Genomic DNA, 25643 nt, shown 5'->3' with positions numbered 1-25643 from the left:
GTATTGCCGCAGCGCCCCGAAGCTATTTTGTGAACACGGTCCAGGCGAAAATGATGACGCCGGCAAAGGTGACCAGCGAACTGGCTGCGACAACCGGCTCAAGCGCGACATTGCCCTTGAGCAGCAGATACAGCGACACCGCCATGACGGCCACGCCCAGGGTGTACACATAGTAATGAATGGTCGCCAGAGGCCGACCGGCCTTGGCCGGATTGAGCGCGTAATAGCCGCCGAAGATGGCGCTGGTGACCCAGCCGAGCAGATTGATGTGCGCATGCGCGCCGATAACGTCGTGGTTCTGCGTGATCGACATATGCAAGCCAATGGCTATGCCGACAATCAGAAAGACCACGGCGGTTCTAAAAAACAGATGTGAAATTTTTGGCATTTGCCCCCTCAGACTGGCCGCGCTTGCCCCTCCGGCAAGTGATCACGGACTCGTGTAGTTTAGCCAGGTCGCGGGGATTTTCCAGATGGGTTGTTCAACTGTGGCGCAGGGCGACCAACTGGCCGCTGGACCACTCGATACGCCCGGCCAGATCGAGTTCGAGCAGCAGCATCTGGATGGTGCCGGCGGGCAGGCCGGACTGCTTGACGATCTCGTCGACTTCGACGGGCGTAGTACTCAGGGCACTGAGCAGGTTGGCGCGATCGTCGCCCGAGGGCGGAAGCGATTCGTCGGGAGCGAAGTCCGGCTCCCAGTCGGTGTCGAACAAGGCTGAGCGGGATGGATCGGCGACGCTGAGGGTTTCGATGATGTCATCGGCGCAGGTGATCAGCCTGGCGCCCTGCTGGATCAGCGCGTTGCCGCCTTCGGCACGCGGATCGAGCGGCGAACCGGGGACGGCAAACACATCGCGGTTTTGTTCCAGCGCCAGCCGCGCGGTGATCAGCGAGCCGGAGCGCCTGGCGGCTTCAACCACGACAATGCCCAGCGACAGGCCGGAAACCAGCCGGTTGCGGCGCGGAAAATCGCGGGCGCGCGGCTCCCAACCGAGTGGCATTTCGGTGATCAGCGCACCGCCATTGTCGAGAATCTCATGGGCAAGCGGGATGTTTTCATCGGGATAGATTTTGTCGAAGCCACCCGCCAGCACCGCGATGGTGCCGGTGGTGAGGCTGGCGCGATGGGCGGCGGTATCGATGCCGCGCGCCAGGCCGGAGACGACGGTGTAGCCCTTTTCGCCCAGGTCCAGCGCCAGGGTGCGGGTCATCTTGACCCCGGCTGAAGAGGCATTGCGGGCGCCGACGATGCCGACGGTGCGGTTCCAATCGAGATTTTCGCCGCCGGCAATGGTCAGCAATGGCGGTGAGGCCGGGATATGGTTGAGCAGATCCGGATAATCCGGTTCGCCGGTGGCGACGAGCCGGGCGCCGTACTTTTCGAGGCCCGCAAGTTCGTCTTCGGCTTCGGTCCTGGTGGTAATCCGCGGATTGGCGCCGGTGCGCCTGGTCAGGCCGGGCAGGGCCTCGAGCGCTGCATCGGCCGAGCCGAAGCGATTGAGCAATTGGCGAAAGGTGACCGGCCCGACATTTTCGGTGCGCAACAGGCGCAGCCAGGCGATTTTCTGCGGACGCGTCAGCGATGTTTCACCGAACCGCGCCGGCAATCACTTTGCCTGCTTTTCGGAACCGATCCTGGGTTCGGTGCCCTTGAGCAGGCGACCCAGATTGGCGCGGTGTTGAAAGAACAGCAGCAGCGCTAGAACGGCGGTCGTGCCGGCCAGGTTGACGCTATCGACCACATAGGCGAACAGCGGCGCGGTGGCAGCCGCCGTGAGCGCAGCAAGCGACGACATGCGCTGCGCGAAGGCGATGAACAACCAGACGGCGCAAAAGATCAGGCCGACTGGCCAGGACAGCGCCAACAGCACGCCGATAAAAACGGCGACGCCCTTGCCGCCCTTGAAATTGAGCCACGCGGGGAAGCAATGGCCCAGGAAAGCGGCGAGAGCGGCGACATAAAGCACCTGCGCACTGCCGGGCGCGGCGACCGAGGAAGGATCGGCCAGCAGCACGAACCGGGTCAACAATACCGCCGCTGCGCCCTTGCCGGCGTCGAGCAGCAGCGTGGCCGCTGCGAGACCGCGATTGCCGGTGCGCAACACGTTGGTGGCGCCGATATTGCCCGAGCCGATGGCGCGAATATCACCGAGGCCAGCAGCGCGGGTCAGGATCAAGCCGAAGGGGATGGAGCCGAGCAGATAGCTCAGCAGCACGGTGGCGATATATCCGGTCAAGGTGGCGCCGCCGAGCAGCCAGGGAGCAAAGATCAAAGCGTCGTCTCCTCGATATGCGTGTAGACGGTTTTTCCGCCGACGATGGTTCGCATCACCTTGCCAGCAAGTCGGGCGCCTTCAAAGCTGGTATTGCGCGAGCGTGACAGAATCTGGTTGGCGGTGACCTGCCACGGATATTCCGGATCGAACAGGATCAGGTCGGCCGGTGCGCCGTTTTGCAGGCGGCCGGATTCCAGCCCGAGGATTTCGGCGGGGCGGGAGGTCATGGCCTTTAGCACCGTGCGCAGGTCGACGTCGCCAGAGTGGACCAGACGCAGCGCGGCAGCCAGAAGGGTTTCCAGGCCGATGGCGCCATCCGAGGCCTCGGCGAAGGGCTGGCGTTTGACTTCGGTGTCCTGCGGGTCGTGGTCGGAGTGGATGGTGTCGATAGTGCCGTTGCGCAGACCTTCGATCACCGCCTGCCGCTCGTCTTCGGAGCGCAGCGGGGTCGAGAGCTTGAAGAAGGTGCGGTAGCGGCCGATGTCGTTTTCGTTGAGCGCCAGATTATTGATCGAAATACCCGCGGAAATGCGCTTCGAGCGTTTTTTGGCGGCGGCGATCAGTTCGACCGAATGGGCCGTGGAAATCTGCGCGGCGTGGTAGCGAACGCCGGTCAGCAGCGCCAGTTGCAGATCGCGGGCGAGGGGGATGGTCTCGGCTTCGGCCGGAATGCCCTTGAGGCCGAGAATGGTGGCGAACAGGCCCTCGTTCATCACGCCATCGCCGATCAGGCCATGGTCGGCCAAATGGTGGACAATGGTCATGTCGTAGTTGGCGGCATAGCTGAATGCGGTGCGCAGCATCGCGGTCGACTGGATGGAGTGGCGGCCATCAGAGAGGCAAACGGCGCCGGCTTCCTTGAGCAGGCCGACTTCGGTCAACTCGCTGCCGTTCAGGCCCCTGGTGATGGCAGCAGCGGGCAGCACATTGACCAGTGAGGTTGCCTTGGCGCGGCGGATCAGGAAATCCACCAACGCACTATCGTCCACAGTGGGCGTGGTATCGGGCATCATCACGAAGCTGGTGACGCCACCAGCGGCTGCGGCTTTGCCGGCGGTGGCGAGGGTTTCGCGATATTCCTTGCCCGGTTCGCCGGTAAAGACGCGCATATCGATCAAGCCGGGCGACAGGATATGTCCTGCGGCGTCGATGACTTCGGCGCCTTCCGGCACGCCGACCGGGCCACCCTTGGAGATATCGGCAATCCTGCCGTCTTCGATCAGCACCGCGCCGCGATGATCGAGGCCCGAAGCCGGATCGATGATGCGGGCGTTTTCAATCAGGATGGTGCCGGTCATCGGTTGTCTCCTGCCGGCAGCAGCGCATCGAGCACGGCCATGCGCACCGCGACGCCCATTTCGACCTGTTCGTTAATGACCGACTGTACGCCGTCGGCGATGGCGGGGTCGATCTCGACGCCGCGATTCATCGGGCCGGGATGCATGACGATGGCGTCGGGCTTGGCGTAGGCCAGCTTTTCGGCGTCGAGGCCATAGAAGTGGTAATATTCGCGCACTGACGGGATCATCTTGCCATTGGCGCGCTCATGCTGCAGGCGCAGCATCATCACCACATCGGCCCCTTCCAGACCCTTGCGCATGTCGGTGAACACTTCAGTGGCGAGGTGTTCGATGCCGGCTGGCAACAGGTTGCGCGGGGCGATGACGCGGGTGCGCACATTGAGCGCGCCGAGCAGCAGCAGATTGGAGCGGACGACGCGCGAATTGGCGATGTCGCCGCAGATGGCAACCGTAAGCCCGGAAATCCGGCCCTTGCGGCGACGGATGGTCAGGGCGTCGAGCAGGGCCTGGGTGGGGTGTTCGTGGGCGCCGTCGCCGGCATTGATCACCGAGCAGCCGACTTTCTGGCTCAGCAGCTCGACCGCACCAGCCGCCGAATGGCGCACGACAATGACGTCGGGTCGCATGGCATTGAGCGTCGCGGCGGTGTCAATCAGGGTTTCGCCCTTGGACACGGAGGACGATTTGACCGCCATGTTCATCACCAGCGCGCCGAGGCGCTTGCCGGCGATTTCGAACGAGCCCTGGGTGCGGGTGGAGGATTCGAAGAACAGGTTGATCTGGGTCTTGCCGGTCAGCGTTGGGTGGATCTTGCGCTCCTGGCGCGAGATGGGGACCATCAGCTCGGCGCGATCCAGCAGGTCGATGATTTCGTGCTGCTTGAGATCGGCAATGGACAGCAGATGCCGCTGGTTAAAAGGGGGAAAATCGCTGGACGAACCAGCCGTTGTGCCCGAGGCGTTGCGTGGCGTGCTTTTGGCCATGCGCTCCCATCCCTGATATTTGCTGCGGTCTAGCGGAGGGAGCGGCGAGGGGCAAGGCGGTTATGCGATTTTCGTACAGTTTATGCGCGGCGCAGCCGGTCCAGCGCGCCCTGCAGAATGTAGCTGGCGGCGAGTTTGTCGACCACTTCAGCGCGTTTGTCGCGGCGCACATCGGCCTGGATCATCATGCGGGTGACGGCACTGGTGGAGAGGCGCTCGTCCCAGAACACGATAGGCAGCGTGATGCGTTGGGCCAGACTGCGGGCGAAGGCCCGGGTGGACTGGACGCGGGGGCCTTCGGAGCCATCCATATTGAGCGGCAGACCGAGCACGATGCCAACGATGGCATTTTCGGCGATCAGCTGATCAAGACGGATGGCATCGGCGGTGAACTTGGTGCGCCGGATGGTTTCCAGCGGCGTGGCCGAATAGCGCATGCCGTCCGATACCGCGATGCCGATGGTCTTGGTGCCCAGATCAAGGCCCAGCAGCTTGCCGCTAGGTGGCAAGGCGAGCAGGGGATTGGCTGGAATGTCGTCGGTCATGCGGGACTGCCTTGAGTTATCCGGCCCGTCCTATAGTTTCCGCGCCAGTTTGGCGAGGCATTGCAATGAAACTGACCTGGTTCGGCGGCACGACGATCCGCATTCATATTGGCGGGGCGATTCTGGTGGGCGATCCGGACGGGGCGCCCGGCAATATTGATAGCAACGAGCTGATTTCGGGGGCTGACCGGGTGTTTGCCAAGGATGATCCGTGGCTGACCGAGGTGGACGCGGCCAGCTGGAAACCGCGCAAGCCGCCGACAGCGCTCGATGATGACACCACACCGGCCGACATTGCGTTGCGCCGGGTGGAGACGGATTCGGTGTTGATCGACGCGCTGGGCGAGCCACCATTGCTGCTGGTGGGCGAGGATCTGCCCGGACTTGGTCGGTGGTCGCGGGATGCGGTGATCGTGTTGTTTGGCACTGGCGGGGTGATGGCCAAGCAGGGGTTGGCGCTGCTCAAGGATGCGCCACCCCGACTGATCGTGCTGGCAGGCGATGAAGTGGCGATCGAGCACGCGGTTGCGGCGCTGCGCGAGCATCTGGATGGCACTGGTTTGATGGCGCTGGAGGCCGGGTTGGCGCTGGAGGCGTGATGTCAGGCGACGCTGGTGTTGCAACTTGGCGCGCCGCGTTGTTAAAAGCCCGTAACCAATCATTCCGCTGCCAAGGATTTTCTCATGTCGGTCGATGCCGCAACCGTCAAGCGTATCGGGCGTCTCGCTCGCATCCGGATCGAGGATGGCGAGGTGGCCGCCTATCAGGACGAGCTCAATGCCATTCTGGGCTTTGTCGAGCAGCTCTCCGAAGTTGATGTGACCGGCATTGAGCCGATGACGTCGGTGACGCCGATGACGCTGCGACGTCGCGATGACGTGGTGACCGATGGCGGCTATGCGGAAAAGATCGTGGCCAATGCGCCGTTGAGCGAAGACAATTTCTTCATGGTGCCGAAGGTGGTGGAGTAGGCCATGGCGGTTTCCGTCGCCATCGAGACGCCCTTGCAGGATGATGTGCGCCGGCTTGTCGCCGCGCTGAATGCGCATCTGTTGCCGCTGTCGCCGCTCGAATTCCAGTTCAAGATGACGGTCGAGCAGATGGCGGGTAGCGATACCACGCTGTTCGTGGCGCGCGATGAAACCGGTAGGGCGGTGGGCATGGGAGCCCTCAAGGTGCACGGCGACGGCCTGGCCGAGGTCAAGCGGATGTATACGGACCCGACCGTTCGCGGACAGCGGGTCGGCTCGTCGCTGCTGGCCGCAATCGAGCACGTGGCGGCCGAGCGCAAAGTGAAGACGCTGATGCTGGAGACCGGGACGGGCGACGGCATGGCGGAGGCCCATCGGCTTTATACGCGCGCGGGTTACGCCGTCCGCGGGCCATTTCTGGATTATCCCGACAGTGAGTGGTCGGCGTTTTTTGAAAAGCCAATCTTGAGTGAGCAAACCGCATGAAATCGATTCTCGTTGCTGCCGTGATGCTTGCTTCTGTCGGTTCGGCCATGGCGGCCGATGTCTATGACGCGGTTTATGTTTCGGACATGAAGCTTTGCGAACAGGCAAAGACCAAGGGCGCCGACATTCATCAGGCGCTGTTTGATCTCAAGGCTCGCGCCGTGGCACCCAGGCTGGGCGTGTGGATGAGCGAATCGTATTGCTCGTTCCTCAATCAGACGACGGGCGTGTCGCCGATGGCGGATAACGATCCGACCGATGTCGATCTCTATTCGACGGCGCGCTGCATTGGCTACGATCTCGATTTTCTCGATCAGGTCGTGGTGAGCCATGATTCCATGGGTATCAACGAAAGCAATGGCGATACGGTCGAAACCCCGCCGGCCAAGGTGCAGATCATTTCCCTGCGTGAAGGCATGACCGGTTATGTGCCGGACACCGACAGCATTGCCGGCATTTACACGCTATGCGAAGCGATCAAGCCGAAGGATCTGGTCTATGGCGACTAGCATCCGCATCAGTGTCGCGGCTTTGGCATTGAGCCTGACGGCTGGTCCGGCTTTGGCCCAGACCGATCCAGTGCCGCAGGACAAGGTTTACGTGTCGGACCCGGCTGCCTGCAAGGCGCTGGAGACCAAGGGGCTCGACGCCTATAACGACATGGATTTCCTGACGCTGACCTTTGATGGCGGCATCCAGAGCCTGGAATATCACTGCAATTTCTTTGACGTGAAAACCAAGCCGGGCAATGCGTTCACGCTGGTGCAGGCGGTGTGCGAAATTCCGGGGCAGGTGTATCCCGATCTCCTGGCCATCGGCGCTTATAATGACGACACCATCCAGGTATCGTCGATGAGCGATGCCATGTATGCGCAAAAGGGTGGCGGCGAAGTGTCTGACGCCGATCTGCCTGCTGATGCGCCGGCGCAGGATGTTGCGACTGCCCCCATTCCGATGCCTGCCGGCATTACGCTTTACCACCGCTGCGATAATCTGAGCGAGTTACCCCGTTGACCGAACTGAACAAACTGAGCCTGGCCGCCGCCCGCAAGGGCCTGAAGGCCAAGGACTTTACCTCGACCGAGCTGACCAAGTCCTATCTGGGCGCGATCGCTGCAGCTAATCCCAAGCTCAACGCCTATGTGGCGGTGACCGAGGAGCAGGCGCTCGATATGGCCAAGGCCAGCGACGCCAAACTGGCCGCTGGAACCGGCGGTTCGCTGGAAGGCGTGCCGCTTGGCATCAAGGATCTGTTCGGCACCAAGGGCGTACACACGCAGGCCGCGAGCCACATTCTGGATGGCTTCAAGCCGGAATACGAATCCACCGTTACCGCCAATCTGTGGCGCGACGGTGCGCTGATGCTGGGCAAGCTCAACATGGATGAGTTCGCCATGGGCTCGTCCAATGAAAGCTCGTATTACGGCCCAGTGATCAGCCCGTTCAAGGCTGAGGGTTCGAACATGGACCTCGTGCCGGGCGGCTCGTCCGGTGGTTCGGCGGCGGCAGTTTCAGCCTGGCTGTGTGCCGGGGCCACCGCAACCGATACCGGCGGTTCGATCCGCCAGCCGGCGGCGTTCACCGGCACCGTGGGCATCAAGCCAACCTATGGGCGTTGCTCGCGCTGGGGCGTGGTGGCGTTCGCGTCATCGCTCGACCAGGCCGGGCCGATTGCCCGTACGGTCGAGGATGCGGCGCTGATGCTGACCTCGATGTCCGGATTTGATGTCAAGGATTCCACCAGTGTCGATCTGGCAGTGCCGGATTTTGCCGCGGCAGTCGAACGCGGCGTCAAGGGCCTGACCATTGGCGTGCCGCGCGAATACCGGATGGACGGCATGCCGGCCGAGATCGAAAAGCTGTGGCAGCAGGGTCTGGATTGGCTGCGTGCCGAAGGCGCGACGATCAAGGACATTTCGCTGCCGCACACCAAATATGCGCTGCCGGCCTATTACATCGTGGCGCCGGCCGAAGCCTCGTCCAACCTCGCCCGTTATGACGGCGTGAAGTATGGCCTGCGGGTTTCGGGCAAGGATATCACCGACATGTACGAACTCAGCCGTGCGGCTGGCTTCGGTCGCGAAGTGAAGCGTCGCATCATGATCGGCACCTATGTTTTGAGCGCCGGCTATTTCGACGCCTATTATGTGCAGGCCCAGAAAGTGCGCACGCTGATCAAGCGCGACTTCGAGCTTGCCTTCAATGATGGGGTCGATGCGGTGCTGACGCCGGCGACGCCATCGGCGGCGTTCGGCATCGGCGACGAGGACATGAACTCCGATCCGGTCAAGATGTACCTCAACGACGTGTTCACCGTGACGGTCAACATGGCGGGTCTGCCGGGCATTGCAGTTCCTGCGGGCAAGGACGGCAAGGGTCTGCCGCTGGGGCTGCAACTGATCGGCAAGCCGTTCGATGAAGAGACGCTGTTTGCCGCTGCCCGCGTCATCGAGCGCAGTGCCAATATGGACTTTTCGCCCAAGCAGTGGTGGTAACCCTGCTGCTGCCCGCCACTTGATTAGCGGGCAGTTCCGCATTACGTGGCGGACATGCATAAATTGAAACTGGTTGTGATGCCGCCACGGGCGGCATCCGGGCCGACAGGAAATTCACCGATGGCCACCGATATTTTCACCACGCTCGACTGGTCCGAGCCGCCCAAGGATTTGAGCAAGCCGCTGCAGGCGCTGTGGTGGCTCAAGAAGGGCGGCCTGCGCGTCGGCCCCGAATGGGAGCAGGCGCACACCATCGTGCAGGCGATGGAAGGCGTGCAGCAGTTCGACTGGATCCACGCACTGATGCACTGGATCGAGGCTGATATGGGCAATGCCGACTACTGGTATCGCCGCGCCGGCAAGAAGCGGGCAACCGCCAGCGTGTCGCAGGAATGGGAACACATCGCAGCGGCGCTCAGCGAAGTGACCAAGCACTGATTGGCCGCATTCTCGATCTGGCTCCTCTTGGTAGACGCGGGCTCTCGTCCCCCTCCCTTGATCCCTCCCGGCAAGGGGGAGGGTGTCGACTGCAAAATCAGGTGGTGGGCCTTAGACCTCCTGCCAAGATCAGCGCGCCAGTGACCATGTACCAGACCGTATAGGGCCACGCGGACAGGCGCTCGATAGTCCCGCGCCCGATTCCCAGATAATTGCCTGAGGCATAGAGCAGGAATGCCACCAGCGCGATGACGCCGGTGAGCACGGTGCAGATGGCAAAAGTCCGGTTGGTGTTCCACATCACTTTCGCCAGCACGAAGAAGCCGGGTGCGGCAACGCCGAGCGCCAGCAGCGCGCCGATGACGTGCAGCAGCAGGATAGTATTGAGTGGGAAAATGCCCGCCAGCATGGAGCCGTCGCCGCCGATGGCTATCAGCCAGAGCGCCAGCGTCGTCAGCCTGCCTCTGGGCCAGAAGCGGCGCGTGAGCAGGGCGCCGAGCACCACGAGCAGGCCATTGATCGCCATTCCGGCGTTGAACACCAGGCTGAGCGGCGAACAGACCGGCATGATGCCGGCTGGAGCGGGATTGATGTAAGTGCCGCAGGTGGTGACACCGAGCAGGCTGATGTCATTGGTTAGCATCGAATAGCCCGGCCACGCCGCCTGGGCGATGAACTGGGCAATGAAAAATTCGACTGTCAGCAGCCAGAAGAGAGCGCCGAGGCGGTAATTGCTGGTCATGCTTGGCCCATCCCGACCCAAAATGGGTTGATGCATGAACGTAACGGCGTTCGCCAAAGTTTCGGAATCGTGCGGGGCGGTTCAGGCGGCATCATGTGCTGCCCAAACCGCCGAGTCCGATCAGCGATTGTCGGTTTCGCTACGTACCAGTTCCAGCCCCCGGCGCGTGATGCGATAAGGCTGGCCGCCGGAGGACTTGATCGCCTTTTTGGCCTTGAGCTTCTTGAACAACGCCAAGTCGCAATTGCTCATCAGCCAGCCTTCGCGGTTGAAAAATTCAAGGCCGATGGCTTTGCCCTGATCGTTCTTGAGCAGCGCAATGCGGCCGCCCTGGGCGAGGGCGTGCAGCACCCGCTGTTCGTTTCTGGAAATATCCATTTGACTGTAGGCCCGATAGGCGGGCGGCCAAAGTCTGGCACAGACCCGCGCACAAACACGAGCAACCGCCAGCATCGCGCTTGGCAGAAGCCTGGTTCGTCATGCCCCGTCGCAATTGGACGGGGCGCTAAAGGGTCTCGGACTTGCTAGACATGGCGCAAGGATAGCGCTGTTGATCGTGCCGATCCAGATCGCGCCAAGGTTGGTGTTGAAAATGGCCGCCAGCCGGTGCAAACCAGCAACAACGATATGCTAGCTTGAATGGACCGAACCGTGAGCAAATTGCCTGCCGAATGCATTTCCAAGGATGACGTACGGGTCGAAATCGACCGGGTCGATCAGGCACTGCTGGCGCTGTTTGCCGAACGGCACCGCTACGTGACGCGGATGGCAGAGATCAAGACCGATCCGCACGAGGCGCGCGACGTGGCGCGGATCGAGGCGGTAATTTCGCGGGTGCGCGAACGCAGTTTGGCTCTTGATCTCGATGAAGATCAGGCCGAACTTGTGTGGCGGACCCTGATCGACTGGAACGTCAATTACGAGAAGGGCATCATTGCGGCGCGGCGCGCCAAATAGCGGAGGATTGCATGCAGGCGGTCAGTATCCGTAAGGCGGAACAGGGCGATGCGAGGCGCCTGGCCGAGATCGGCTTCCGCGCCTGGGAGACCAGCATTCTGCCCATGTTGACCGAACGGGCGGGCATGCGGCAGGCCGAAGCGACGAGGCTTTCGCAGGCGATTGCTGAAACGCTCAACCGCATCATCGTCGCCGAAGTGGGCGGCGTGGTGGTCGGCTGGTGCTCGCGTGCTGGCGGGCGGGCCTATATCCCGTTCCTGTTCGTGGTGCCCGAACTGCAGAGCCACGGCATCGGTTCGATGCTGCTGCGCCGGATGGAATCAATGATCGAGCTGGCGGGTGCCGACCGGGTGCAGCTCGAAACCCCGGCCGACAATGTCCGGGCGGTGAAGTTTTACGAAAAGCAGGGCTACCACATTCTGGCGATGCGCCCCGATGGGCGGAGCAGCCACGAGGCGTTCACGAGCGTGCGGCTGGAAAAGCTGTTGTCGCCGTTTCTGGGCGCCATTGCCGACGACGAGTAGGGCAGGCTGCGCCACCCGGAATGAAGCCTAACCCATTGCGTCCGGCTGCCCTTCGCACTATGCGTTTACGCATATTCCGCCGAGCCCAAGGACCATCAATTGAGCCTCATCGATACGCGTACGCCCAACCCCAAGAGCTTCATCAAGGGATCGACCGGCGACTGGGAAGTTGTCATCGGCATGGAAGTGCACGCGCAAGTGACCTCGGAGAGCAAACTGTTCTCCGGCTCCTCGACCAAGTTCGGCAATGCCCCCAATTCCAACGTGTCGTTCGTTGATGCAGCGATGCCCGGCATGCTGCCGGTGATCAACGAGGAATGCGTACGGCAGGCCGTGCGGACCGGATTGGGTCTGAAGGCGGTGATCAACAAGCGCTCGGTGTTTGACCGCAAAAACTACTTTTATCCCGATCTCCCGCAGGGGTATCAGATATCCCAGTTCAAGGATCCGATCGTGGGCGAGGGCAAGGTGTTCCTCGACATGGGGGCCGATGGCGAGATCGAGATCGGCATCGAGCGGCTGCATCTGGAGCAGGATGCCGGCAAGTCGATCCACGACCAGCACCCGAACATGAGCTTTGTCGATTTGAACCGCTCCGGCGTGGCGCTGATGGAAATCGTCAGCAAGCCGGACCTGCGCTCGTCCGAGGAAGCCAAGACCTATTTGAGCAAGCTGCGCACTATCCTGCGCTATCTGGGCACGTGCGACGGCAATATGGAGCAGGGCTCGATGCGCGCCGACGTCAACGTTTCGGTGCGCAAGCCGGGCGGCGAGTTCGGCACGCGCTGTGAAATCAAGAACGTCAACTCGGTGCGGTTTGCCGGGCAGGCGATTGAATACGAAGCCCGTCGCCAGATCGATATTCTCGAGGATGGCGGCAAGATCGATCAGGAAACCCGGCTGTTCGACCCCAAGTTGGGCGAAACCCGGTCGATGCGCTCAAAGGAAGAGGCGCACGATTATCGCTACTTCCCCGATCCCGACCTGCTGCCGCTCGAATTCGACGACCAGTTCATCGCTGATCTGGCCGCGCATATCCCGGAATTGCCGGACGAAAAGCAGGCCCGGTTCATGAGCGAATACGGCGTGTCCGCCTATGACGCGATGGTGTTGACGCTCGATCGAGAGGCGGCTGACTGGTACGAAACTGCGGTGAAGTTCGGCGGCAAGTCGCGTGATGGCAAGGCGATTGCCAATATCATCATGGGTGACCTGTCGGCGTTTGCGAACACCACCAACGTGTCGTTTGCCGAAACCCACGTTACCCCAAGCCAGATCGCCGGCCTTGTCGATCTGATTGCCGACGGCACGATTTCGAGCAAGATCGCCAAGGACGTGCTGGCGCTGATCATCACCGACGAGCAGGCGGCCGATCCGGCTGAGCTGGTCGAGCGGCGCGGCCTGAAGCAGGTGACCGATACTGGCGCCATCGAGGCGATCATCGACGAAATCATCGCCGCCAACCCGGATCAGGTGGCCAAGGTGCTGGCCAAGCCCACGATGATCGGCTGGTTTGTCGGTCAGGCGATGAAGGCTTCGGGTGGCAAAGCCAACCCGCAGGCGCTCAACGATCTGATGAAGAAGAAGCTGGGGATCGAGTAGCGCGGCATTTCCTTCCACGGCGTTATTCTCGCCTGCGCGGGAATGACGCCGCGGGTGTTTCTTAGGCCGGCGCCCGCCGCAGGCCTTTGACCAGGCGCCCATCGATGAACACCAATCCCAGGAAAATCACCAGAATGCCGGCCATGTGGACGGGCAGGAAGCCTTCGTGCAGCACCAGCACGCCGAGCAGGATCGCCGAGATCGGGGTGATGAAGGTGTTGAGCGACAGGTTGGTGGCGCCGACGCGGGGCAGCAGCCAATAGACCAGCAGGAAGCTGAAGCTGGTGGAGAAGATGCCGATGCCGAACAGCGCCCCCCAGGTTTCGACGCGCGTGATCACCGGCATGCCCGAGAACAGGAAGGCGATCGGGATCATCACCAGCGCCGCGCCGGTCAGCGAACTTGAGGCGATGGTGGCGGAATCGACGCCCTTGAAGCGGCGGGCATAGTTCAGGGTCAGGGCGTAGCAGCAGGTGGCGAGCAGAGCCGCGAGCAGAGCGATGATTTCGGTGGAACCACCGGTGCCGAAGGATGGCGACGCCAGCAGCATGGCGCCAGCAAAGCCGATCAGCACCCCGATGATCTTGTTCCAGGTGGCCTTTTCACCACCGGGCCAGAACTGGGAAATGATCACCGTGGTCATCGGCGTCAGCCCGTTAATGACGCCGATCAGCGAGCTGGCGACATGCTGTTCGGCGAACGGGAACAGAGCGAACGGGATGGCATAGTTGAGGATGCCGAGCAGCAGCAACTGCGGATACAGTTTTGGATCGCGGGGCAGGGTGCGGCGGGTCGCGGCGAAATAGACCCAGCAGATCGCAGCGCCGATGGTGACCCGGCCAGCCGACACCCAGAGCGGGCTGATCTCGCGGATCAGTACGGCATTGAACATGAACGAGCAGCCCCAGACTGCGCCCAGTCCGATGATCAGCGCCCAATATCCAAATTTCATCTGATTCCCCTGTTTTCAACCGCACGCTAGGGCGAAGGAGAACAAAGGTCGAACCGATTTTGACAATGGCTGCGATCAAGATTGGTTATGGCCATGAAGATTGGGGGCACGGCGGGACATTAATCAACGCGGTGGGTGTGTTTAGCCGGTCGGAATGCCGCTAACCTGACCAAGGGCCAGCATCCGCAGCGCCTGCGGGTAGATGCGGTGCTCCTCTATCAGGATACGCGCGGCCAAGGTGTCGGATGTATCACCGGCCAGCACCGGCACTTCGGCCTGCAGGATCGGTGCGCCTTCATCGAGCCCGGGCGTAACGAAATGCACCGTGCAGCCGCTGACCTTGGCGCCATCCGCGATTGCTCGGGCGTGGGTATCCAGGCCCTTGTACAGAGGGAGAAGCGATGGATGGACATTGATCATCCGCCCGGCCCAGCGGTTGACGAAATCGTCGCCCAGAATGCGCATGAAGCCGGCAAGGCAGACCAGATCGACGTCCCAGCTTTCCAGCGTCTGGGTCATCACATCCTCGAACATGTCGCGGCTGGGAAACTTGCTTTGGGCCAGTGCGGCGGTGGCGATGCCATGGCTGGCAGCGACCGCCAGGCCCGGCGCCGCCGCGCGATTGGAGAGGACGCCAACGATTTCTGCCGGGTAGTCAGGTGCTTTGGCGGCGTCGATCAGCGCACTCATATTCGAGCCGCGTCCGGAAATCAGGATGGCGACGCGCTTCTTGATCACAGGTTGAGCGCGCCTTCGAAGGTCACCGGCTCGCCGGTGCGTTCGGTGAGCTTGCCGACAATCGAGGCGGTTTCGCCATTGGCTGTCAGACTATCGACGAGCTTTTGCGCGTCTTCAGGCGACACGGCGACCAGCATGCCGACGCCACAGTTGAAAGTGCGCAGCATTTCGCGCTCTTCCATGCCGCCGACGCGGGACAGCCAGCCGAACACTTTTGGAACGGTGAGGGCATTGAGATCAACGTGCGCGGCGAGATGATCGGGAAGAACGCGCGGAATATTGTCGATAAAGCCGCCGCCGGTGATGTGGGCCATCGCTTTGATAGCGATGCCAGCCTTGAGCGCGGCGAGCAGCGGCTTCACGTAGATGCGAGTTGGGGTGAGCAGCGCTTCGGACAGGGTGCGACCGGGCGCAAACGGCGCATCCATGTACCAATCAACGCCCGAGACTTCGACGATCTTGCGGACCAGCGAATAGCCGTTGGAGTGTACGCCCGACGAGGCGACGGCGACCAGTGTGTCGCCGGCGGCGATATCGGCGCGGGGCAGCAAGGTGCCGCGTTCGGCAGCGCCGACGGCAAAGCCTGCCAGATCATAATCCTTGCCGTGATACATGCCGGGCATTTCAGCGGTTTCGCCGCCCAGCAGGGCACAGCCGGCAATGCGGCAGCCTTCGGCAATACCGGCGACGATGGCGGTGCCCTGTTCGACATCGAGTTTGCCGGTGGCAAAATAATCGAGGAAGAACAACGGCTCGGCGCCCTGCACGATAATGTCATTGACGCACATCGCGACCAGGTCCTGGCCGATGGTGGAATGATTGCCGGTATCGATGGCGATTTTCAGCTTGGTGCCGACCCCGTCATTGGCCGCAACCAGCACAGGATCGATAAAGCCTGCCGCCTTGAGGTCAAACAGTCCGCCAAAGCCGCCGATTTCGCCGTCGGCGCCTGGCCGGCGCGTCGAGCGCACGGCGGGCTTGATGGCTTCAACCAGCGCATTGCCGGCATCGATGTCGACACCGGCCTGCTTGTATGACAGGCCGTTTGATGGCAGGTTTTGCGGGTCGGACATGGGCCTCGATGCCAATTGGGAAACATGGAGCTGGCCGGAACGGAAAGACTTTAAGCGGTTGAACTTTCCGGAACTGACCGATAACAGGCCTGATAGCTTCTCCACTACACCGACGCAAGGGTCGCCCACTGCATGACACTGCGAAATCAAGTCCTGATCTGGATCGCGTTCTTTGTGGTGCTGGTCCTGCTGCTCTGGCTGTTCCGCGGCATCCTGCTGCCGTTCGTGGTCGGGGCGGCGCTGGCCTACCTGCTCAACCCGCTGGTCAATCAGCTGCAGCGCTGGAAATTCGGCCGAGGCCTGGCCACCGCCGTGGTGCTGCTCAGCGTCATCACCATTATCTTCAGCCTGTTCTTCATGCTGGTGCCGCTGATCGGCCAGCAGATCATCGGGCTGATCCAGCGCCTGCCGGGTTATGTCACGGCCTTGCAGGCGTTGATCACCAAATGGTCGCCAGAGATCAATGCCTGGCTCGGCCCTGAACGGGCCGCACAACTGCAAACCAGCATTACCGGGATTACCACGCAGGCGCTCGGCTTTATCGCCACGCTGCCGGCCGAACTGGTCAATATCGGTCTGACGGGCGCGGGGGTGATCGGCTTTACGCTGCTGACGCCCGTTGTGGCATTTTACCTGCTGCTGGAATGGGAGGGCATGGTCCGGGGCCTGCAGGAATTGATTCCGCCGCAGTACCGCAACGAGGTCAACGGCATTCTCGGGGACATCGACAAGTCCATGGCCGGCGTGCTGCGCGGGCAGGGCGGCGTGCTGCTGATCGACGCGGCGTTTTATGCAACGGCGCTGAGTATTCTCGGGCTCAATTTTGGTCTGGCGGTCGGCCTGATCGGCGGCCTGCTCAGCTTTATTCCCTTTGTTGGCTTTGCCGTCGGGTTTGCGCTGTCGGTGGGTATCGCCATCGTGCAGTTCTGGCCCAATTACTGGATGGTCGTGGCCGTCTGCGCCATTTTCATGGGGTGGCAGTTCATTGAGGGTAATATCCTCTATCCCAAGCTGGTCGGCTCCAGCATCAACATCAACCCGGTTTGGCTGATGTTCGCACTGCTGGCGTTCGGGGCCTTGTTCGGCTTCGTCGGACTGCTGCTGGCGGTGCCGCTGGCGGCGATCGGCGGTGTGCTGGTTCGCTATGGCCTGGGCAAGTACAAGGCAAGTTCGCTCTATATTGGACAGAATGGTGGCCAGGGTGGCAGCGGGATCTGAGGCGCGCAACGACGAAGCGGCGCCCGTCGGGGCGCGCGGTCAGCTCGCGCTTGAGCTTGGGCATACGCCGGCGCTGGCGGCGGCCGATTTTCTGGTGGGTGAGGGCAATCGGCTGGCGCACGGAAGGGTGCTGGGCTTTGCCCATTGGGCCGATCCGATCACGTTGATCGTTGGACCGGCCAAATCGGGCAAATCGCATCTGGCGCGGATTTTCGCTGATCTGTCGGGCGCGGTGTTTCTGGCAGCCAATGACCTCGAAGCACTGGCGACGCAGGGCGGCAGCGCTCCGGCCATTATCGAAAATGTGGATGGCCCGGGCTATTCCGAAGCGGCGCTGTTTCATCTGCTGAACCAGAGCATGCGCGACGGGCGCAAGCTGTTGCTGACGGCGCAGCAGGATATTGCCCAGTGGCCCTATCAAACCGACGACGTGCGCTCCCGTGCCCGCCGTGCGGCCATGTTCAACGTGGCCATAACCGACGACATTCAATTGTCACAGATGTTGGTGAAGTTGTTTGCGGATCGTCAGGTGGCCGTCGATCCCAAGATCGTGGCCTATGTGGTGGCGCGCATGGAACGGTCTGCCGAGGAGGCCGCTGGTCTTGTCGATTTGATGGACCGGCTGGCGCTTTCGGAAAAGACCGCGATTACCCGCAGCATTGCAGCAGAAGCGCTGGGCCGCCGCAGGGTAGCGCGCGGCGATACGAAGACAGAGTTTGAGAGCGAAGACGATGAATGAGATGAGCGAGATTGGCGATGGTGATGTGAGCGTCCCTGATATCGAGGCGCTGCGCAGCAGCCCGGCACGCTTCGTCAACCGCGAGGTGAGCTGGCTGCAGTTCAATATGCGCGTGCTCGAAGAGGCCGGCAACGAGGCGCATCCGCTGCTGGAGCGGCTGCGATTCGTATCGATCTCGGCCAACAATCTCGATGAATTCTATATGGTGCGGGTGGCTGGCCTGAAGGGCCAGATGCGCGCCGGCCTGACCAAGCAGAGCGCCGACGGGCTGACCCCGACCGAACAGGTTGATGAGATCGCCACGCTCGCCCAGCACCTGCAACTGGAACAACAGGACCAGTGGCAAACGGTGCGCGAGGCGCTGTTCGAGCAGAACGTGGTCATCCACGAGGAAAACGACCTGACGGTGGATCAGGTCAATTATCTGCAGCGCCTGTTCCGAGAGGAAATCTTCCCCGTCCTGACCCCGATTGCCGTCGATCCGGCGCATCCGTTCCCGTTCATTCCCAATCTCGGGCTGGCACTGGCCTTCGAAATGAAACGCCCGAACAGCGATTTGCCGCTCACGGCGCTGGTGCGTATTCCGGGCAATCTCGACCGGTTCATCAATCTGCCCAACGGGTTGGTTTCGGAAGGCCGCTCGGAAGTCGTGACCATCGACACGCTGGTCAAGCTGTTCTTCCACAAGATGTTTCCTGGCCATGAAGTGGTCGGTTCGGGTGCATTTCGGCTGATCCGCGACAGTGAAATCGAAATCGACGACGAAGCCGCCGATCTGGTGATCGAATATGAAAGTGCGCTACGCCAGCGTCGCCGCGGCCAGGTGATCAGACTGGAAATCGAAAGCTCGATGCCGCGTGCGCTCAAGCGTCAGATCAGCGAGCAATTGCGGGTCAAGGATGCCGATATCTTTGAAGTACATGGCTTTCTTGGCCTCGCCGATGCCAGCAAGATTTGCGACATCGACCGCCCGGATTTGAAGTTCCCGCCCTATCACGCGCGCTTCCCGGAGCGTATCCGCGATTACAACGGCGATTGCTTTGCCGCCATCCGCGCCAAGGATCTGCTGGTCCACCATCCATTCGAAACCTTTGACGTGGTGGCGCAATTCCTGATGCAGGCGGCGCGCGACCCCGAGGTGGTGGCGATCAAGCAGACGCTGTATCGCACGTCCGCCGACAGCCCGATTATCAAGGCATTGGTGATTGCGGCAGAAGCCGGCAAGTCGGTGACGTGCCTGGTCGAGCTCAAGGCGCGGTTTGACGAAGAGGCCAATATCCGCTGGGCGCGCGATCTGGAGCGGGCCGGGGCGCAGGTGGTGTTCGGCTTCATCGAACTGAAGACCCATGCAAAGCTGAGCCAGGTGGTGCGGCGCGAAAAGGGCAAGCTGGTCAGCTATTGCCATATCGGCACCGGCAATTATCATCCGATTACCGCCAAGGTTTATACCGACCTCAGCTATTTCACCATCGATCCGTCGATCACGCGCGATGTTGCCCGCGTGTTCAATTTCATCACCGGCTATGCCCGTCCGACGGAGCTGGAAACCATCGCCGTATCGCCGGTGAACCTAAGGCAAACGCTGATCGACAACGTCAATCGCGAGATCGGGTTCGCCAAAGAGGGCAAGCCAGCCAGCATTCTGTTGAAGATGAATTCGCTGGTTGATCCCGAAATCATCGATGCGCTCTATGGCGCCAGCCAGGCCGGGGTGCAGATCGATCTGATCGTGCGTGGCATCTGTTGCCTGCGGCCTGATATTCCTGGTTTCTCCAGCAATATCAGGGTTAAGTCGATCGTTGGCCGTTTCCTTGAGCATAGCCGTATTTACTGCTTCGGGAGTGGCGCGCCGATGCCGTCGCCACAGGCGCGGGTCTATATTTCCTCCGCCGACCTGATGCAGCGGAACCTGGATGGCCGCGTCGAGGTGATGGTGCCGATCCTCAACAAGACCGTGCATAAGCAAATTCTCGACCGCATCCTCGTTGCTTATCTGCGCGACAATCAGCAAAGCTGGGAAGTGCTTCCGGATGGCAGTTCGCATCGGGTGCGGCTGAAGGATGGCGAGGAGCCGTTCAACGCGCACGACTATTTCATGACCAACCCCTCCTTGTCTGGCCGCGGCAGCGCTGGCACGCATGAGGGCGACGAGGGTATCGATTGAATCAATTCTGGGGCGTAGATGCCGATCCAACGGCACAGGGGCGAATCAAGGGAGCCAAGCCTGTCGCCGTGCTCGATATCGGCTCAAATTCGGTGCGTCTGGTGGTTTATGAGCGTCATGCGCGATCATTGACGCCGCTTTACAACGAAAAGGCCGCGTGCGCGCTGGGGCGCGGCATGGCGGCCACCGGGCGGCTGGCTGACGACAACGTGGCGCGGGCGCTGACCTCGATCAAGCGGTTCGAGCTGGTGGCGCGGATGATGCGCGCCGGCAAGGTGCATATCCTGGCCACCTCCGCGGTGCGGGAGGCGAGCAACCGGCAGGAATTCGTCGACGCCGTCGAGGCGATCATGGATTCCAAGGTGCATGTGCTGAGTGGCGAGCAGGAGGCCCATTTTGCGGCGCTTGGCGTGGTCGCTGGGATTCCCGATTTTGACGGCATGATTGGCGATCTCGGCGGCGGCAGCCTTGAGTTGTCCAGCATTCTGGATCAAGCCGATACCGATGGCGAAACCCACGAGTTGGGGGTGATCCGGCTGCAGGACGATACCGGTGGCGCGGCTTCCAAGGCGCCGGCGATCGTCCGCGACCGGCTCAAGGGCTCGGCGCTGGACAAGGGCCGGGCAGGCGGCTCGTTTGCGGCCATTGGCGGCACCTGGCGCTCGCTGGCCAAGCTGCACCAGATCCAACGCGATTACCCGCTGCATATGGTCCAGCATTATATCGTGCCGGCCGATGACATGATCGCGCTCTGCGACGAGATCGTCGCTGGTGGCAATAAATATCCCGGCTCCGAAAACGTCAGTTCATCGCGCCGCGAGCTGGTGCCCTATGGCGCTGCGGTGCTCAGTGAAGTGCTCAAGATGGGCAAGTTCGGCAATGTGGTGTTCTCGGCGCTCGGCGTGCGCGAAGGCTACCTGTTCGGCATGCTCGACAAGCGCGAACAGACGATCGACCCACTGCTACAGGCGGCCGAAGAGCTTTCGGTGCTGCGGTCTCGCTCGCCAGCCCATGCCGGCGATCTGGTCGAATTCACCGCCGGCTATCTCGCTGCCGCTAACGTAGCCGAAACCGCCGCTGACAAGCGCCTGCGTGAAGTTGCGTGCATGCTGGCCGATATCGGCTGGCGTTCGCACCCCGACTATCGGGGGCCGCAAAGCGTTGATGCCGTGGCCTATGGCTCGTTGACTGGCGTTGACCATCCTGGCAGGGCATTTCTCGCGCAGGCAATCGCCGTGCGCTATGGCGGGATAAAGAGCAAGGGCGGCTTGTCGCCATTCCAGGCTCTGGCGGGTGCCGAAGGCAATGCGCGCGCTCGCCTGATCGGGGCGCTGTTCCGTGTCGCCTACCCGATGTCGGCCGCCATGCCCGGCATCTTGCCGCGCATCAGCTTCAAGGTTGATGGCCCTGCACTCATGCTCTGCCTGCCGCAGGACCTGGCTTTTCTGGATGGCGAACATCTGCGTGGCCGGCTGGACCAGTTTGCTGGCCTCGCTGGGTTCAAGTTCTCATCAATCCAGGTGTTCAACTAGCCCTCAGGCGGCTTAGCGACGGCCAAAAGCATCGCGTCGATCGATTCTTCGAGCGGCGTAAGGTCATCTTCATAAACTGACCAAAGTGCTTGGGCGTCAGTACGATGATAGGCGTGGCGCAAAACATTGCCAAGATCGGCTATTTGACGCCAAGGTATATCAGGGCCGTGGGACGCTTTCAGATCATCGGGCACATGGCGCGATGCCTCGCTCAGAATCTCCAGAAAACGCTCAAATGCTGCCCGAGTCGCAGCGTCCTCGTACATTGAAGCAAACGTCTTATGACGCAGCAATGTTCTGATGTGGACGATGCTCTGCTTGATGTCTTGCAGGCGATATGTTGCGCGGTCTTCCATCAGAAAACCGTCACCAAATCGGAACGCATGGATGACAAGAAGTCCGGCGTCAGGCTGCGACGCATGAATATGTTGGCAGGTAGACCAAGCCGGTCTTCGATACTTTGGCCAACGCCTACGATATCCAGAAGCGAGAATTTTTGATCGGGCTCGACTTCTATTATCAGGTCGATATCGCTGTCCGGTCGGTTGTCGGCTCTAGCGCGCGAGCCAAATAGGCTGACCCGAGTGATGCCCTGCTTCTCAAGATCGGGCTTGAGCGCGCGCAATTCAATGAGCAATTCGTTGCGGCCAAGATTAGGCATGTCGGTCCCGGTTCTGCGGCCCATTCAGTTTATGCTGATCCGAAGGGGAGTACCAGTTGCTTGTCAGCCAAACGAACGTTACTCGGCCGCTTCGGCTTTCACCGCAAATTCGATAATGCCCTTGCGGGTTGCCACGAGGCCGACACGACCGTGCTTGATGTCGAGCGCCTTGTCGCCAAACAGCTTGCGGCGCCAACCCTTGAGCGGGGCGACGTCGGCCTCATCATCGAGCACCAGCGCGTCGATATCGTCCGAGGTGGCGATGATGCGAGCAGCGACGCCGTTCTGCTCGGCCACCGACTTCAACAGCACGCGGATCAGATCGCCGACTGCGCCCTTCGGCGAGGGGCCGCGATAGCGTTCGGGCAGCACTGGCAGGTCGGTTTTGCCGAGGCCCTCGACGACGCGCATCAGGCCCATGACTTCAGCAGCCGCCGAACTGCGGCCATAGCCGCGCGGCACCGCGCGCAGCGTCTCAAAGGCTTCCGGTGTGGTCGGGCGCTGCATCGCCAGTTCAAACAGCACATCGTCCTTCAGCACGCGACTGCGCGGCTGGTCGCTGTCCTGCGCCCGCTTTTCGCGCCAGGCGGCTAGCGCCTTGAGCGCCGCCAGATCGCGCGGCCGGTTGATCTTCATTTTCAGCCGTTCCCAGGCCTGTTCAGGCTGGACCACGTAGGTATCAATGCTGCGCAGCACGACCAGTTCGTCTTCGACCCAATCCCAGCGCTTGGTGGCATCGACCTGCTTGCGCAGCTCGCGATAGATATCGCGCAGATGGGTGACGTCGGCGGCAGCATAGGTGAGCTGCTTGTCGGTCAGCGGGCGGGTCGACCAATCGGTAAAGCGCGAGGACTTGTCGAGTTCGACATTGCTGATGGCACGCACCAGATTGTCATAGGAAATGCTGTCGCCGAAACCGCAGACACTGGCCGCAACCTGGGTGTCATAGATATTAAGCGGCACTTTGCCGGTCAGCTTGACGAAAATTTCGATGTCCTGCCGGGCGGCGTGGAACACCTTGGTGACCTTGTCATTGGCCAAGAGGACGAAGAAAGGGCTGAGATCGAGCGAGGATGCCAGCGGATCGATCAGCACGACTTCGTCGTCGGTCGCCACCTGGATCAGGCAGAGCTTGGGCCAATAGGTGGTTTCGCGCAGGAACTCCGTGTCGACGGTCACGAAATCAAATCCGGCGGCACGCGCGCAAAATGCAGCCAGCGCGTCGGTCGAGGTCATCAGGTCCATGCGGGGCGTCCGTCCCAAAACATCCATATTTGTTCCTAACAGGTGCGACGTGCGCACTCCAGAAGGGATTTGTTAAGGAATGTGAATTGGTTAGACGCGCGGTTTTGACGTAGCGTTTCAGATCGACCGGCTCTGCTTGACAAGCCGGGCAACGCATGCGCTTTTCGCGCCGATTATTTCCGCCTTTTGCAACGGTTTCGCCATGACATCACATCTGTATCGGTCCCATACCTGCGGCGCTTTGACGGCGGCAGACGCGGGGCAAAATGTGCGCCTGAGCGGCTGGGCGCATCGCATCCGTGACCATGGCGGCTTGTTGTTCATCGATCTGCGCGACCATTACGGCCTGACGCAAGCAGTGATCGACCCCGATTCTCCGGCATTCAAGGACGCCGAGAAGGTGCGTTCGGAATGGGTGATCCGCATCGATGGCGAAGTGAAGCTGCGCGACGCGGCAGCGATCAACCCCAACCTGCCGACCGGCACGGTTGAAGTGTATGTCCGTGCCATCGAGGTGCTTGGTGCCGCGACAGAGTTGCCCATGCCGGTGTTTGGCGAGCAGGAATACCCCGAGGATGTGCGCCTCAAGTACCGTTTCCTCGACCTGCGTCGTGAACGGCTGCACCGCAATATTGTACTGCGCTCCAAGGTGATCTCGTCGCTGCGCAACCGCATGGTGCAGCAGGGCTTCATGGAATATCAGACGCCGATGCTGACTGCGTCGAGCCCGGAAGGCGCCCGCGACTTCCTGGTGCCGTCACGCGTGCATCCCGGCAAGTTCTATGCGTTGCCGCAGTCACCCCAGCTGTTCAAGCAGTTGCTGATGATTGCCGGTTTTGACCGCTATTTCCAGATTGCTACCTGCTTCCGTGATGAAGATGCGCGCGCCGACCGCGCCGTCGAATTCACCCAGCTCGATATTGAGATGAGCTTTGTCGAGCAGGAAGACATCTTCCAGGCGATCGAGCCGGTATTGCGTGGCGTGTTCGAGGAATTTGCCAATGGCTGGCGCGTGACGCAGAAGTTCCCGCGCATTCCCTATGCCGATGCCATTCGCAAGTATGGTTCGGACAAGCCGGACCTGCGCAACCCGATCGAGATGCAGGCCGTGACCGAGCATTTTGCCGGTTCCGGCTTCAAGGTGTTTGCCGGCCAGATCGAAGCCGATTCCAAGGTTCAGGTCTGGGCTATTCCAGCCAAGAACAAGGCCGGTGCCGAGCCGATCGGCCGCGCCTTCTGCGACCGCATGAACGCCTGGGCACAGGGCGAGGGCCAGCCCGGCCTTGGCTACATCTTCTTCAAGGAAGGGGCAGGGTCCGGCCCGATCGCCAAGAATATCGGCGAAGAACGCACGGCTGCGCTCAAGGCCCAACTGGGTCTCGACGATGGCGACGCGGTATTCTTCGTCTGTGGCCGCCCCGAGAAGTTCTACAAGTTTGCCGGCGAGGCCCGCACCAAGGCTGGTACCGATCTGGGACTGGTCGATGTCGAGCAGTTCGCATTCTGCTGGATCGTCGATTTCCCGATGTTCGAGTGGATGGAAGAGGAAAAGAAGGTCGACTTCTCCCACAACCCGTTCTCGATGCCACAGGGCGGGCTGGAGGCGCTGCAGACGCAGGACCCGCTGACCATCAATGCCTATCAGTATGACTCGGTCTGCAATGGCTATGAGCTGTCTTCGGGCGCCATTCGTAACCACCGCCCCGATATCATGCGCAAGGCGTTCGAGATTGCCGGCTATACCAATGAAGACTTGGAAGACAAGTTCGGTGGCATGCTGCGCGCCTTCGAGCTGGGCGCGCCGCCGCACGGCGGCATTGCACCGGGCGTCGATCGCATCATCATGTTGTTGGCGCACGAGGACAATCTGCGCGAGGTGACCGCGTTCCCGATGAACCAGCAGAGCGAAGACCTGCTGATGGGCGCGCCGACCCCGGCTTCGGCCAAGCAGTTGCGCGAGCTGCACATAAGGCCAAATCTGGCGGAGAAGTAAGCGCG

At 61.5% G+C, this 25643-nt stretch carries 29 protein-coding genes; 15 read left to right on the top strand and 14 right to left on the bottom strand.

Annotation, left to right across the window (positions count from 1 at the left end; translation table 11 throughout):
• Window positions 1-22 precede the first annotated feature (22 nt).
• The 6 genes from ABIT12_RS01390 to ruvX all read right to left on the bottom strand — a co-directional run bounded on the left by ABIT12_RS01390 (window position 23) and on the right by ruvX (window position 5108).
• Window positions 23-388 carry a hypothetical protein gene (locus tag ABIT12_RS01390; RefSeq protein ID WP_348041655.1) on the bottom strand — a complete coding sequence of 122 codons (366 nt, stop codon included), beginning with the start codon at window positions 386-388 and terminating at the stop codon, window positions 23-25.
• A gap of 94 nt (window positions 389-482) precedes the next feature.
• Window positions 483-1610 (bottom strand): DNA-processing protein DprA, encoded by a 1128-nt coding sequence (gene dprA / locus ABIT12_RS01385; protein WP_348041653.1) that lies wholly within the window; start codon window positions 1608-1610, stop codon window positions 483-485.
• Window positions 1611-2240, bottom strand: coding sequence for a glycerol-3-phosphate 1-O-acyltransferase PlsY (gene plsY, locus ABIT12_RS01380; protein WP_348041798.1), 630 nt, complete (start codon window positions 2238-2240; stop codon window positions 1611-1613).
• 32 nt (window positions 2241-2272) lie between these two features.
• Entirely contained in the window at window positions 2273-3577 is a 1305-nt protein-coding gene (gene pyrC / locus ABIT12_RS01375) for a dihydroorotase (RefSeq protein ID WP_348041651.1), read from the bottom strand.
• Window positions 3574-4563, bottom strand: coding sequence for an aspartate carbamoyltransferase catalytic subunit (locus ABIT12_RS01370; protein ID WP_348041649.1), 990 nt, complete (start codon window positions 4561-4563; stop codon window positions 3574-3576). The genes pyrC and ABIT12_RS01370 overlap by 4 nt, the downstream gene beginning before the upstream one ends.
• Before the next feature lie 80 nt (window positions 4564-4643).
• Entirely contained in the window at window positions 4644-5108 is a 465-nt protein-coding gene (ruvX, locus tag ABIT12_RS01365) for a Holliday junction resolvase RuvX (RefSeq protein ID WP_348041648.1), read from the bottom strand.
• Window positions 5109-5173: 65 nt separating this feature from the next.
• Here ruvX and ABIT12_RS01360 point away from each other — a divergent pair, with 65 nt between their 5' ends.
• The 7 genes from ABIT12_RS01360 (at window position 5174) to ABIT12_RS01330 (ending at window position 9498) form a co-directional block, all read left to right on the top strand.
• The gene (locus ABIT12_RS01360; RefSeq protein ID WP_348041646.1) at window positions 5174-5707 is read left to right on the top strand and encodes a hypothetical protein; all 534 of its coding nucleotides are present in this window, start codon (window positions 5174-5176) and stop codon (window positions 5705-5707) included.
• A gap of 84 nt (window positions 5708-5791) precedes the next feature.
• A complete protein-coding gene (gene gatC, locus ABIT12_RS01355; protein ID WP_348041644.1) occupies window positions 5792-6079 on the top strand; it encodes an Asp-tRNA(Asn)/Glu-tRNA(Gln) amidotransferase subunit GatC in 288 nt (95 codons plus the stop codon).
• Between the two features lie 3 nt (window positions 6080-6082).
• On the top strand, window positions 6083-6565 hold the full coding sequence (locus ABIT12_RS01350; protein ID WP_348041642.1) for a GNAT family N-acetyltransferase: 483 nt from the start codon (window positions 6083-6085) through the stop codon (window positions 6563-6565).
• Window positions 6562-7074, top strand: coding sequence for a hypothetical protein (locus tag ABIT12_RS01345; protein WP_348041640.1), 513 nt, complete (start codon window positions 6562-6564; stop codon window positions 7072-7074). Before ABIT12_RS01350 ends, ABIT12_RS01345 begins: the two co-directional genes overlap by 4 nt.
• Window positions 7064-7579: a hypothetical protein gene (locus tag ABIT12_RS01340; RefSeq protein ID WP_348041638.1), complete on the top strand. Its 516-nt coding sequence runs from the start codon at window positions 7064-7066 to the stop codon at window positions 7577-7579. The genes ABIT12_RS01345 and ABIT12_RS01340 overlap by 11 nt, the downstream gene beginning before the upstream one ends.
• On the top strand, window positions 7576-9060 hold the full coding sequence (gene gatA, locus ABIT12_RS01335) for an Asp-tRNA(Asn)/Glu-tRNA(Gln) amidotransferase subunit GatA (protein ID WP_348041636.1): 1485 nt from the start codon (window positions 7576-7578) through the stop codon (window positions 9058-9060). The genes ABIT12_RS01340 and gatA overlap by 4 nt, the downstream gene beginning before the upstream one ends.
• A gap of 120 nt (window positions 9061-9180) precedes the next feature.
• A complete protein-coding gene (locus ABIT12_RS01330) occupies window positions 9181-9498 on the top strand; it encodes a hypothetical protein (protein ID WP_348041634.1) in 318 nt (105 codons plus the stop codon).
• Window positions 9499-9595: 97 nt separating this feature from the next.
• On the opposite strand, the gene ABIT12_RS01325 is transcribed toward ABIT12_RS01330, so the two are convergent.
• Both ABIT12_RS01325 and ABIT12_RS01320 read right to left on the bottom strand, forming a co-directional pair.
• Complete coding sequence (locus tag ABIT12_RS01325; protein WP_348041632.1) at window positions 9596-10240, bottom strand: DUF998 domain-containing protein; 645 nt, start codon at window positions 10238-10240, stop codon at window positions 9596-9598.
• Window positions 10241-10360: 120 nt separating this feature from the next.
• Window positions 10361-10618, bottom strand: coding sequence for a YjhX family toxin (locus tag ABIT12_RS01320; RefSeq protein ID WP_348041630.1), 258 nt, complete (start codon window positions 10616-10618; stop codon window positions 10361-10363).
• 273 nt (window positions 10619-10891) lie between these two features.
• Here ABIT12_RS01320 and ABIT12_RS01315 point away from each other — a divergent pair, with 273 nt between their 5' ends.
• From ABIT12_RS01315 to gatB, 3 genes are all read left to right on the top strand, one after another.
• Window positions 10892-11197 (top strand): chorismate mutase, encoded by a 306-nt coding sequence (locus ABIT12_RS01315; protein WP_348041628.1) that lies wholly within the window; start codon window positions 10892-10894, stop codon window positions 11195-11197.
• Window positions 11198-11208: 11 nt separating this feature from the next.
• A complete protein-coding gene (locus ABIT12_RS01310) occupies window positions 11209-11721 on the top strand; it encodes an N-acetyltransferase (protein WP_348041626.1) in 513 nt (170 codons plus the stop codon).
• Window positions 11722-11820: 99 nt separating this feature from the next.
• Window positions 11821-13323 (top strand): Asp-tRNA(Asn)/Glu-tRNA(Gln) amidotransferase subunit GatB, encoded by a 1503-nt coding sequence (gene gatB / locus ABIT12_RS01305; RefSeq protein ID WP_348041624.1) that lies wholly within the window; start codon window positions 11821-11823, stop codon window positions 13321-13323.
• Window positions 13324-13384: 61 nt separating this feature from the next.
• Here gatB and ABIT12_RS01300 read toward each other — a convergent pair whose 3' ends face one another.
• The 3 genes from ABIT12_RS01300 to purM all read right to left on the bottom strand — a co-directional run bounded on the left by ABIT12_RS01300 (window position 13385) and on the right by purM (window position 16086).
• The gene (locus ABIT12_RS01300; protein ID WP_348041622.1) at window positions 13385-14275 is read right to left on the bottom strand and encodes a DMT family transporter; all 891 of its coding nucleotides are present in this window, start codon (window positions 14273-14275) and stop codon (window positions 13385-13387) included.
• A gap of 141 nt (window positions 14276-14416) precedes the next feature.
• Window positions 14417-14965, bottom strand: coding sequence for a phosphoribosylglycinamide formyltransferase (gene purN / locus ABIT12_RS01295; protein ID WP_407065570.1), 549 nt, complete (start codon window positions 14963-14965; stop codon window positions 14417-14419).
• Window positions 14966-15009: 44 nt separating this feature from the next.
• A complete protein-coding gene (gene purM / locus ABIT12_RS01290; RefSeq protein WP_348041618.1) occupies window positions 15010-16086 on the bottom strand; it encodes a phosphoribosylformylglycinamidine cyclo-ligase in 1077 nt (358 codons plus the stop codon).
• A 132-nt stretch (window positions 16087-16218) separates the two neighbouring features.
• On the opposite strand from purM, the gene ABIT12_RS01285 reads away from it, so the two are divergent.
• The 4 genes from ABIT12_RS01285 to ABIT12_RS01270 are packed head-to-tail and all read left to right on the top strand — an operon-like array spanning window position 16219 to window position 21739.
• Window positions 16219-17304 carry an AI-2E family transporter gene (locus ABIT12_RS01285; RefSeq protein ID WP_348041616.1) on the top strand — a complete coding sequence of 362 codons (1086 nt, stop codon included), beginning with the start codon at window positions 16219-16221 and terminating at the stop codon, window positions 17302-17304.
• Window positions 17288-18043, top strand: a complete 756-nt coding sequence (locus ABIT12_RS01280; RefSeq protein ID WP_348041614.1) for a hypothetical protein — start codon at window positions 17288-17290, stop codon at window positions 18041-18043. The genes ABIT12_RS01285 and ABIT12_RS01280 overlap by 17 nt, the downstream gene beginning before the upstream one ends.
• On the top strand, window positions 18036-20207 hold the full coding sequence (locus ABIT12_RS01275) for an RNA degradosome polyphosphate kinase (protein WP_407065568.1): 2172 nt from the start codon (window positions 18036-18038) through the stop codon (window positions 20205-20207). The genes ABIT12_RS01280 and ABIT12_RS01275 overlap by 8 nt, the downstream gene beginning before the upstream one ends.
• Window positions 20204-21739 carry a Ppx/GppA phosphatase family protein gene (locus tag ABIT12_RS01270; RefSeq protein ID WP_348041610.1) on the top strand — a complete coding sequence of 512 codons (1536 nt, stop codon included), beginning with the start codon at window positions 20204-20206 and terminating at the stop codon, window positions 21737-21739. The genes ABIT12_RS01275 and ABIT12_RS01270 overlap by 4 nt, the downstream gene beginning before the upstream one ends.
• On the opposite strand, the gene ABIT12_RS01265 is transcribed toward ABIT12_RS01270, so the two are convergent.
• Genes ABIT12_RS01265 through rnd form a run of 3 tightly spaced genes read right to left on the bottom strand, consistent with a single transcriptional unit; the run spans window position 21736 to window position 23645 of the window.
• A complete protein-coding gene (locus tag ABIT12_RS01265) occupies window positions 21736-22095 on the bottom strand; it encodes a HepT-like ribonuclease domain-containing protein (RefSeq protein ID WP_348041608.1) in 360 nt (119 codons plus the stop codon). The two genes, ABIT12_RS01270 and ABIT12_RS01265, sit on opposite strands and share 4 nt — an antisense overlap.
• Complete coding sequence (locus tag ABIT12_RS01260; RefSeq protein WP_348041606.1) at window positions 22095-22424, bottom strand: nucleotidyltransferase domain-containing protein; 330 nt, start codon at window positions 22422-22424, stop codon at window positions 22095-22097. The genes ABIT12_RS01265 and ABIT12_RS01260 overlap by 1 nt, the downstream gene beginning before the upstream one ends.
• A gap of 54 nt (window positions 22425-22478) precedes the next feature.
• A complete protein-coding gene (gene rnd / locus ABIT12_RS01255) occupies window positions 22479-23645 on the bottom strand; it encodes a ribonuclease D (protein ID WP_348041604.1) in 1167 nt (388 codons plus the stop codon).
• Window positions 23646-23847: 202 nt separating this feature from the next.
• On the opposite strand from rnd, the gene aspS reads away from it, so the two are divergent.
• A complete protein-coding gene (gene aspS, locus ABIT12_RS01250; protein WP_348041602.1) occupies window positions 23848-25638 on the top strand; it encodes an aspartate--tRNA ligase in 1791 nt (596 codons plus the stop codon).
• The last annotated feature ends 5 nt before the right edge of the window (window positions 25639-25643 follow it).

Origin of the sequence: Devosia sp., from assembly GCF_039927955.1 — a bacterium.
In the GTDB taxonomy this organism is placed as follows: Bacteria; Pseudomonadota; Alphaproteobacteria; order Rhizobiales; family Devosiaceae; genus Devosia.
This window is presented reverse-complemented; position numbering and strand designations above follow the sequence as displayed.

Coding starts and splice junctions, on each gene's coding strand:
- ABIT12_RS01390 (WP_348041655.1), bottom strand. CDS start 388: ATGCCAAAAATTTCACATCTGTTTTTTAGAACCGCCGTGGTCTTTCTG.
- pyrC (WP_348041651.1), bottom strand. CDS start 3,577: ATGACCGGCACCATCCTGATTGAAAACGCCCGCATCATCGATCCGGCT.
- ABIT12_RS01370 (WP_348041649.1), bottom strand. CDS start 4,563: ATGGCCAAAAGCACGCCACGCAACGCCTCGGGCACAACGGCTGGTTCG.
- ruvX (WP_348041648.1), bottom strand. CDS start 5,108: ATGACCGACGACATTCCAGCCAATCCCCTGCTCGCCTTGCCACCTAGC.
- ABIT12_RS01360 (WP_348041646.1), top strand. CDS start 5,174: ATGAAACTGACCTGGTTCGGCGGCACGACGATCCGCATTCATATTGGC.
- gatC (WP_348041644.1), top strand. CDS start 5,792: ATGTCGGTCGATGCCGCAACCGTCAAGCGTATCGGGCGTCTCGCTCGC.
- ABIT12_RS01350 (WP_348041642.1), top strand. CDS start 6,083: ATGGCGGTTTCCGTCGCCATCGAGACGCCCTTGCAGGATGATGTGCGC.
- ABIT12_RS01345 (WP_348041640.1), top strand. CDS start 6,562: ATGAAATCGATTCTCGTTGCTGCCGTGATGCTTGCTTCTGTCGGTTCG.
- ABIT12_RS01340 (WP_348041638.1), top strand. CDS start 7,064: ATGGCGACTAGCATCCGCATCAGTGTCGCGGCTTTGGCATTGAGCCTG.
- ABIT12_RS01330 (WP_348041634.1), top strand. CDS start 9,181: ATGGCCACCGATATTTTCACCACGCTCGACTGGTCCGAGCCGCCCAAG.
- ABIT12_RS01325 (WP_348041632.1), bottom strand. CDS start 10,240: ATGACCAGCAATTACCGCCTCGGCGCTCTCTTCTGGCTGCTGACAGTC.
- ABIT12_RS01320 (WP_348041630.1), bottom strand. CDS start 10,618: ATGGATATTTCCAGAAACGAACAGCGGGTGCTGCACGCCCTCGCCCAG.
- ABIT12_RS01310 (WP_348041626.1), top strand. CDS start 11,209: ATGCAGGCGGTCAGTATCCGTAAGGCGGAACAGGGCGATGCGAGGCGC.
- ABIT12_RS01300 (WP_348041622.1), bottom strand. CDS start 14,275: ATGAAATTTGGATATTGGGCGCTGATCATCGGACTGGGCGCAGTCTGG.
- purN (WP_407065570.1), bottom strand. CDS start 14,965: ATGAGTGCGCTGATCGACGCCGCCAAAGCACCTGACTACCCGGCAGAA.
- purM (WP_348041618.1), bottom strand. CDS start 16,086: ATGTCCGACCCGCAAAACCTGCCATCAAACGGCCTGTCATACAAGCAG.
- ABIT12_RS01285 (WP_348041616.1), top strand. CDS start 16,219: ATGACACTGCGAAATCAAGTCCTGATCTGGATCGCGTTCTTTGTGGTG.
- ABIT12_RS01275 (WP_407065568.1), top strand. CDS start 18,036: ATGAATGAGATGAGCGAGATTGGCGATGGTGATGTGAGCGTCCCTGAT.
- ABIT12_RS01265 (WP_348041608.1), bottom strand. CDS start 22,095: ATGGAAGACCGCGCAACATATCGCCTGCAAGACATCAAGCAGAGCATC.
- ABIT12_RS01260 (WP_348041606.1), bottom strand. CDS start 22,424: ATGGGCCGCAGAACCGGGACCGACATGCCTAATCTTGGCCGCAACGAA.
- rnd (WP_348041604.1), bottom strand. CDS start 23,645: ATGGACCTGATGACCTCGACCGACGCGCTGGCTGCATTTTGCGCGCGT.
- aspS (WP_348041602.1), top strand. CDS start 23,848: ATGACATCACATCTGTATCGGTCCCATACCTGCGGCGCTTTGACGGCG.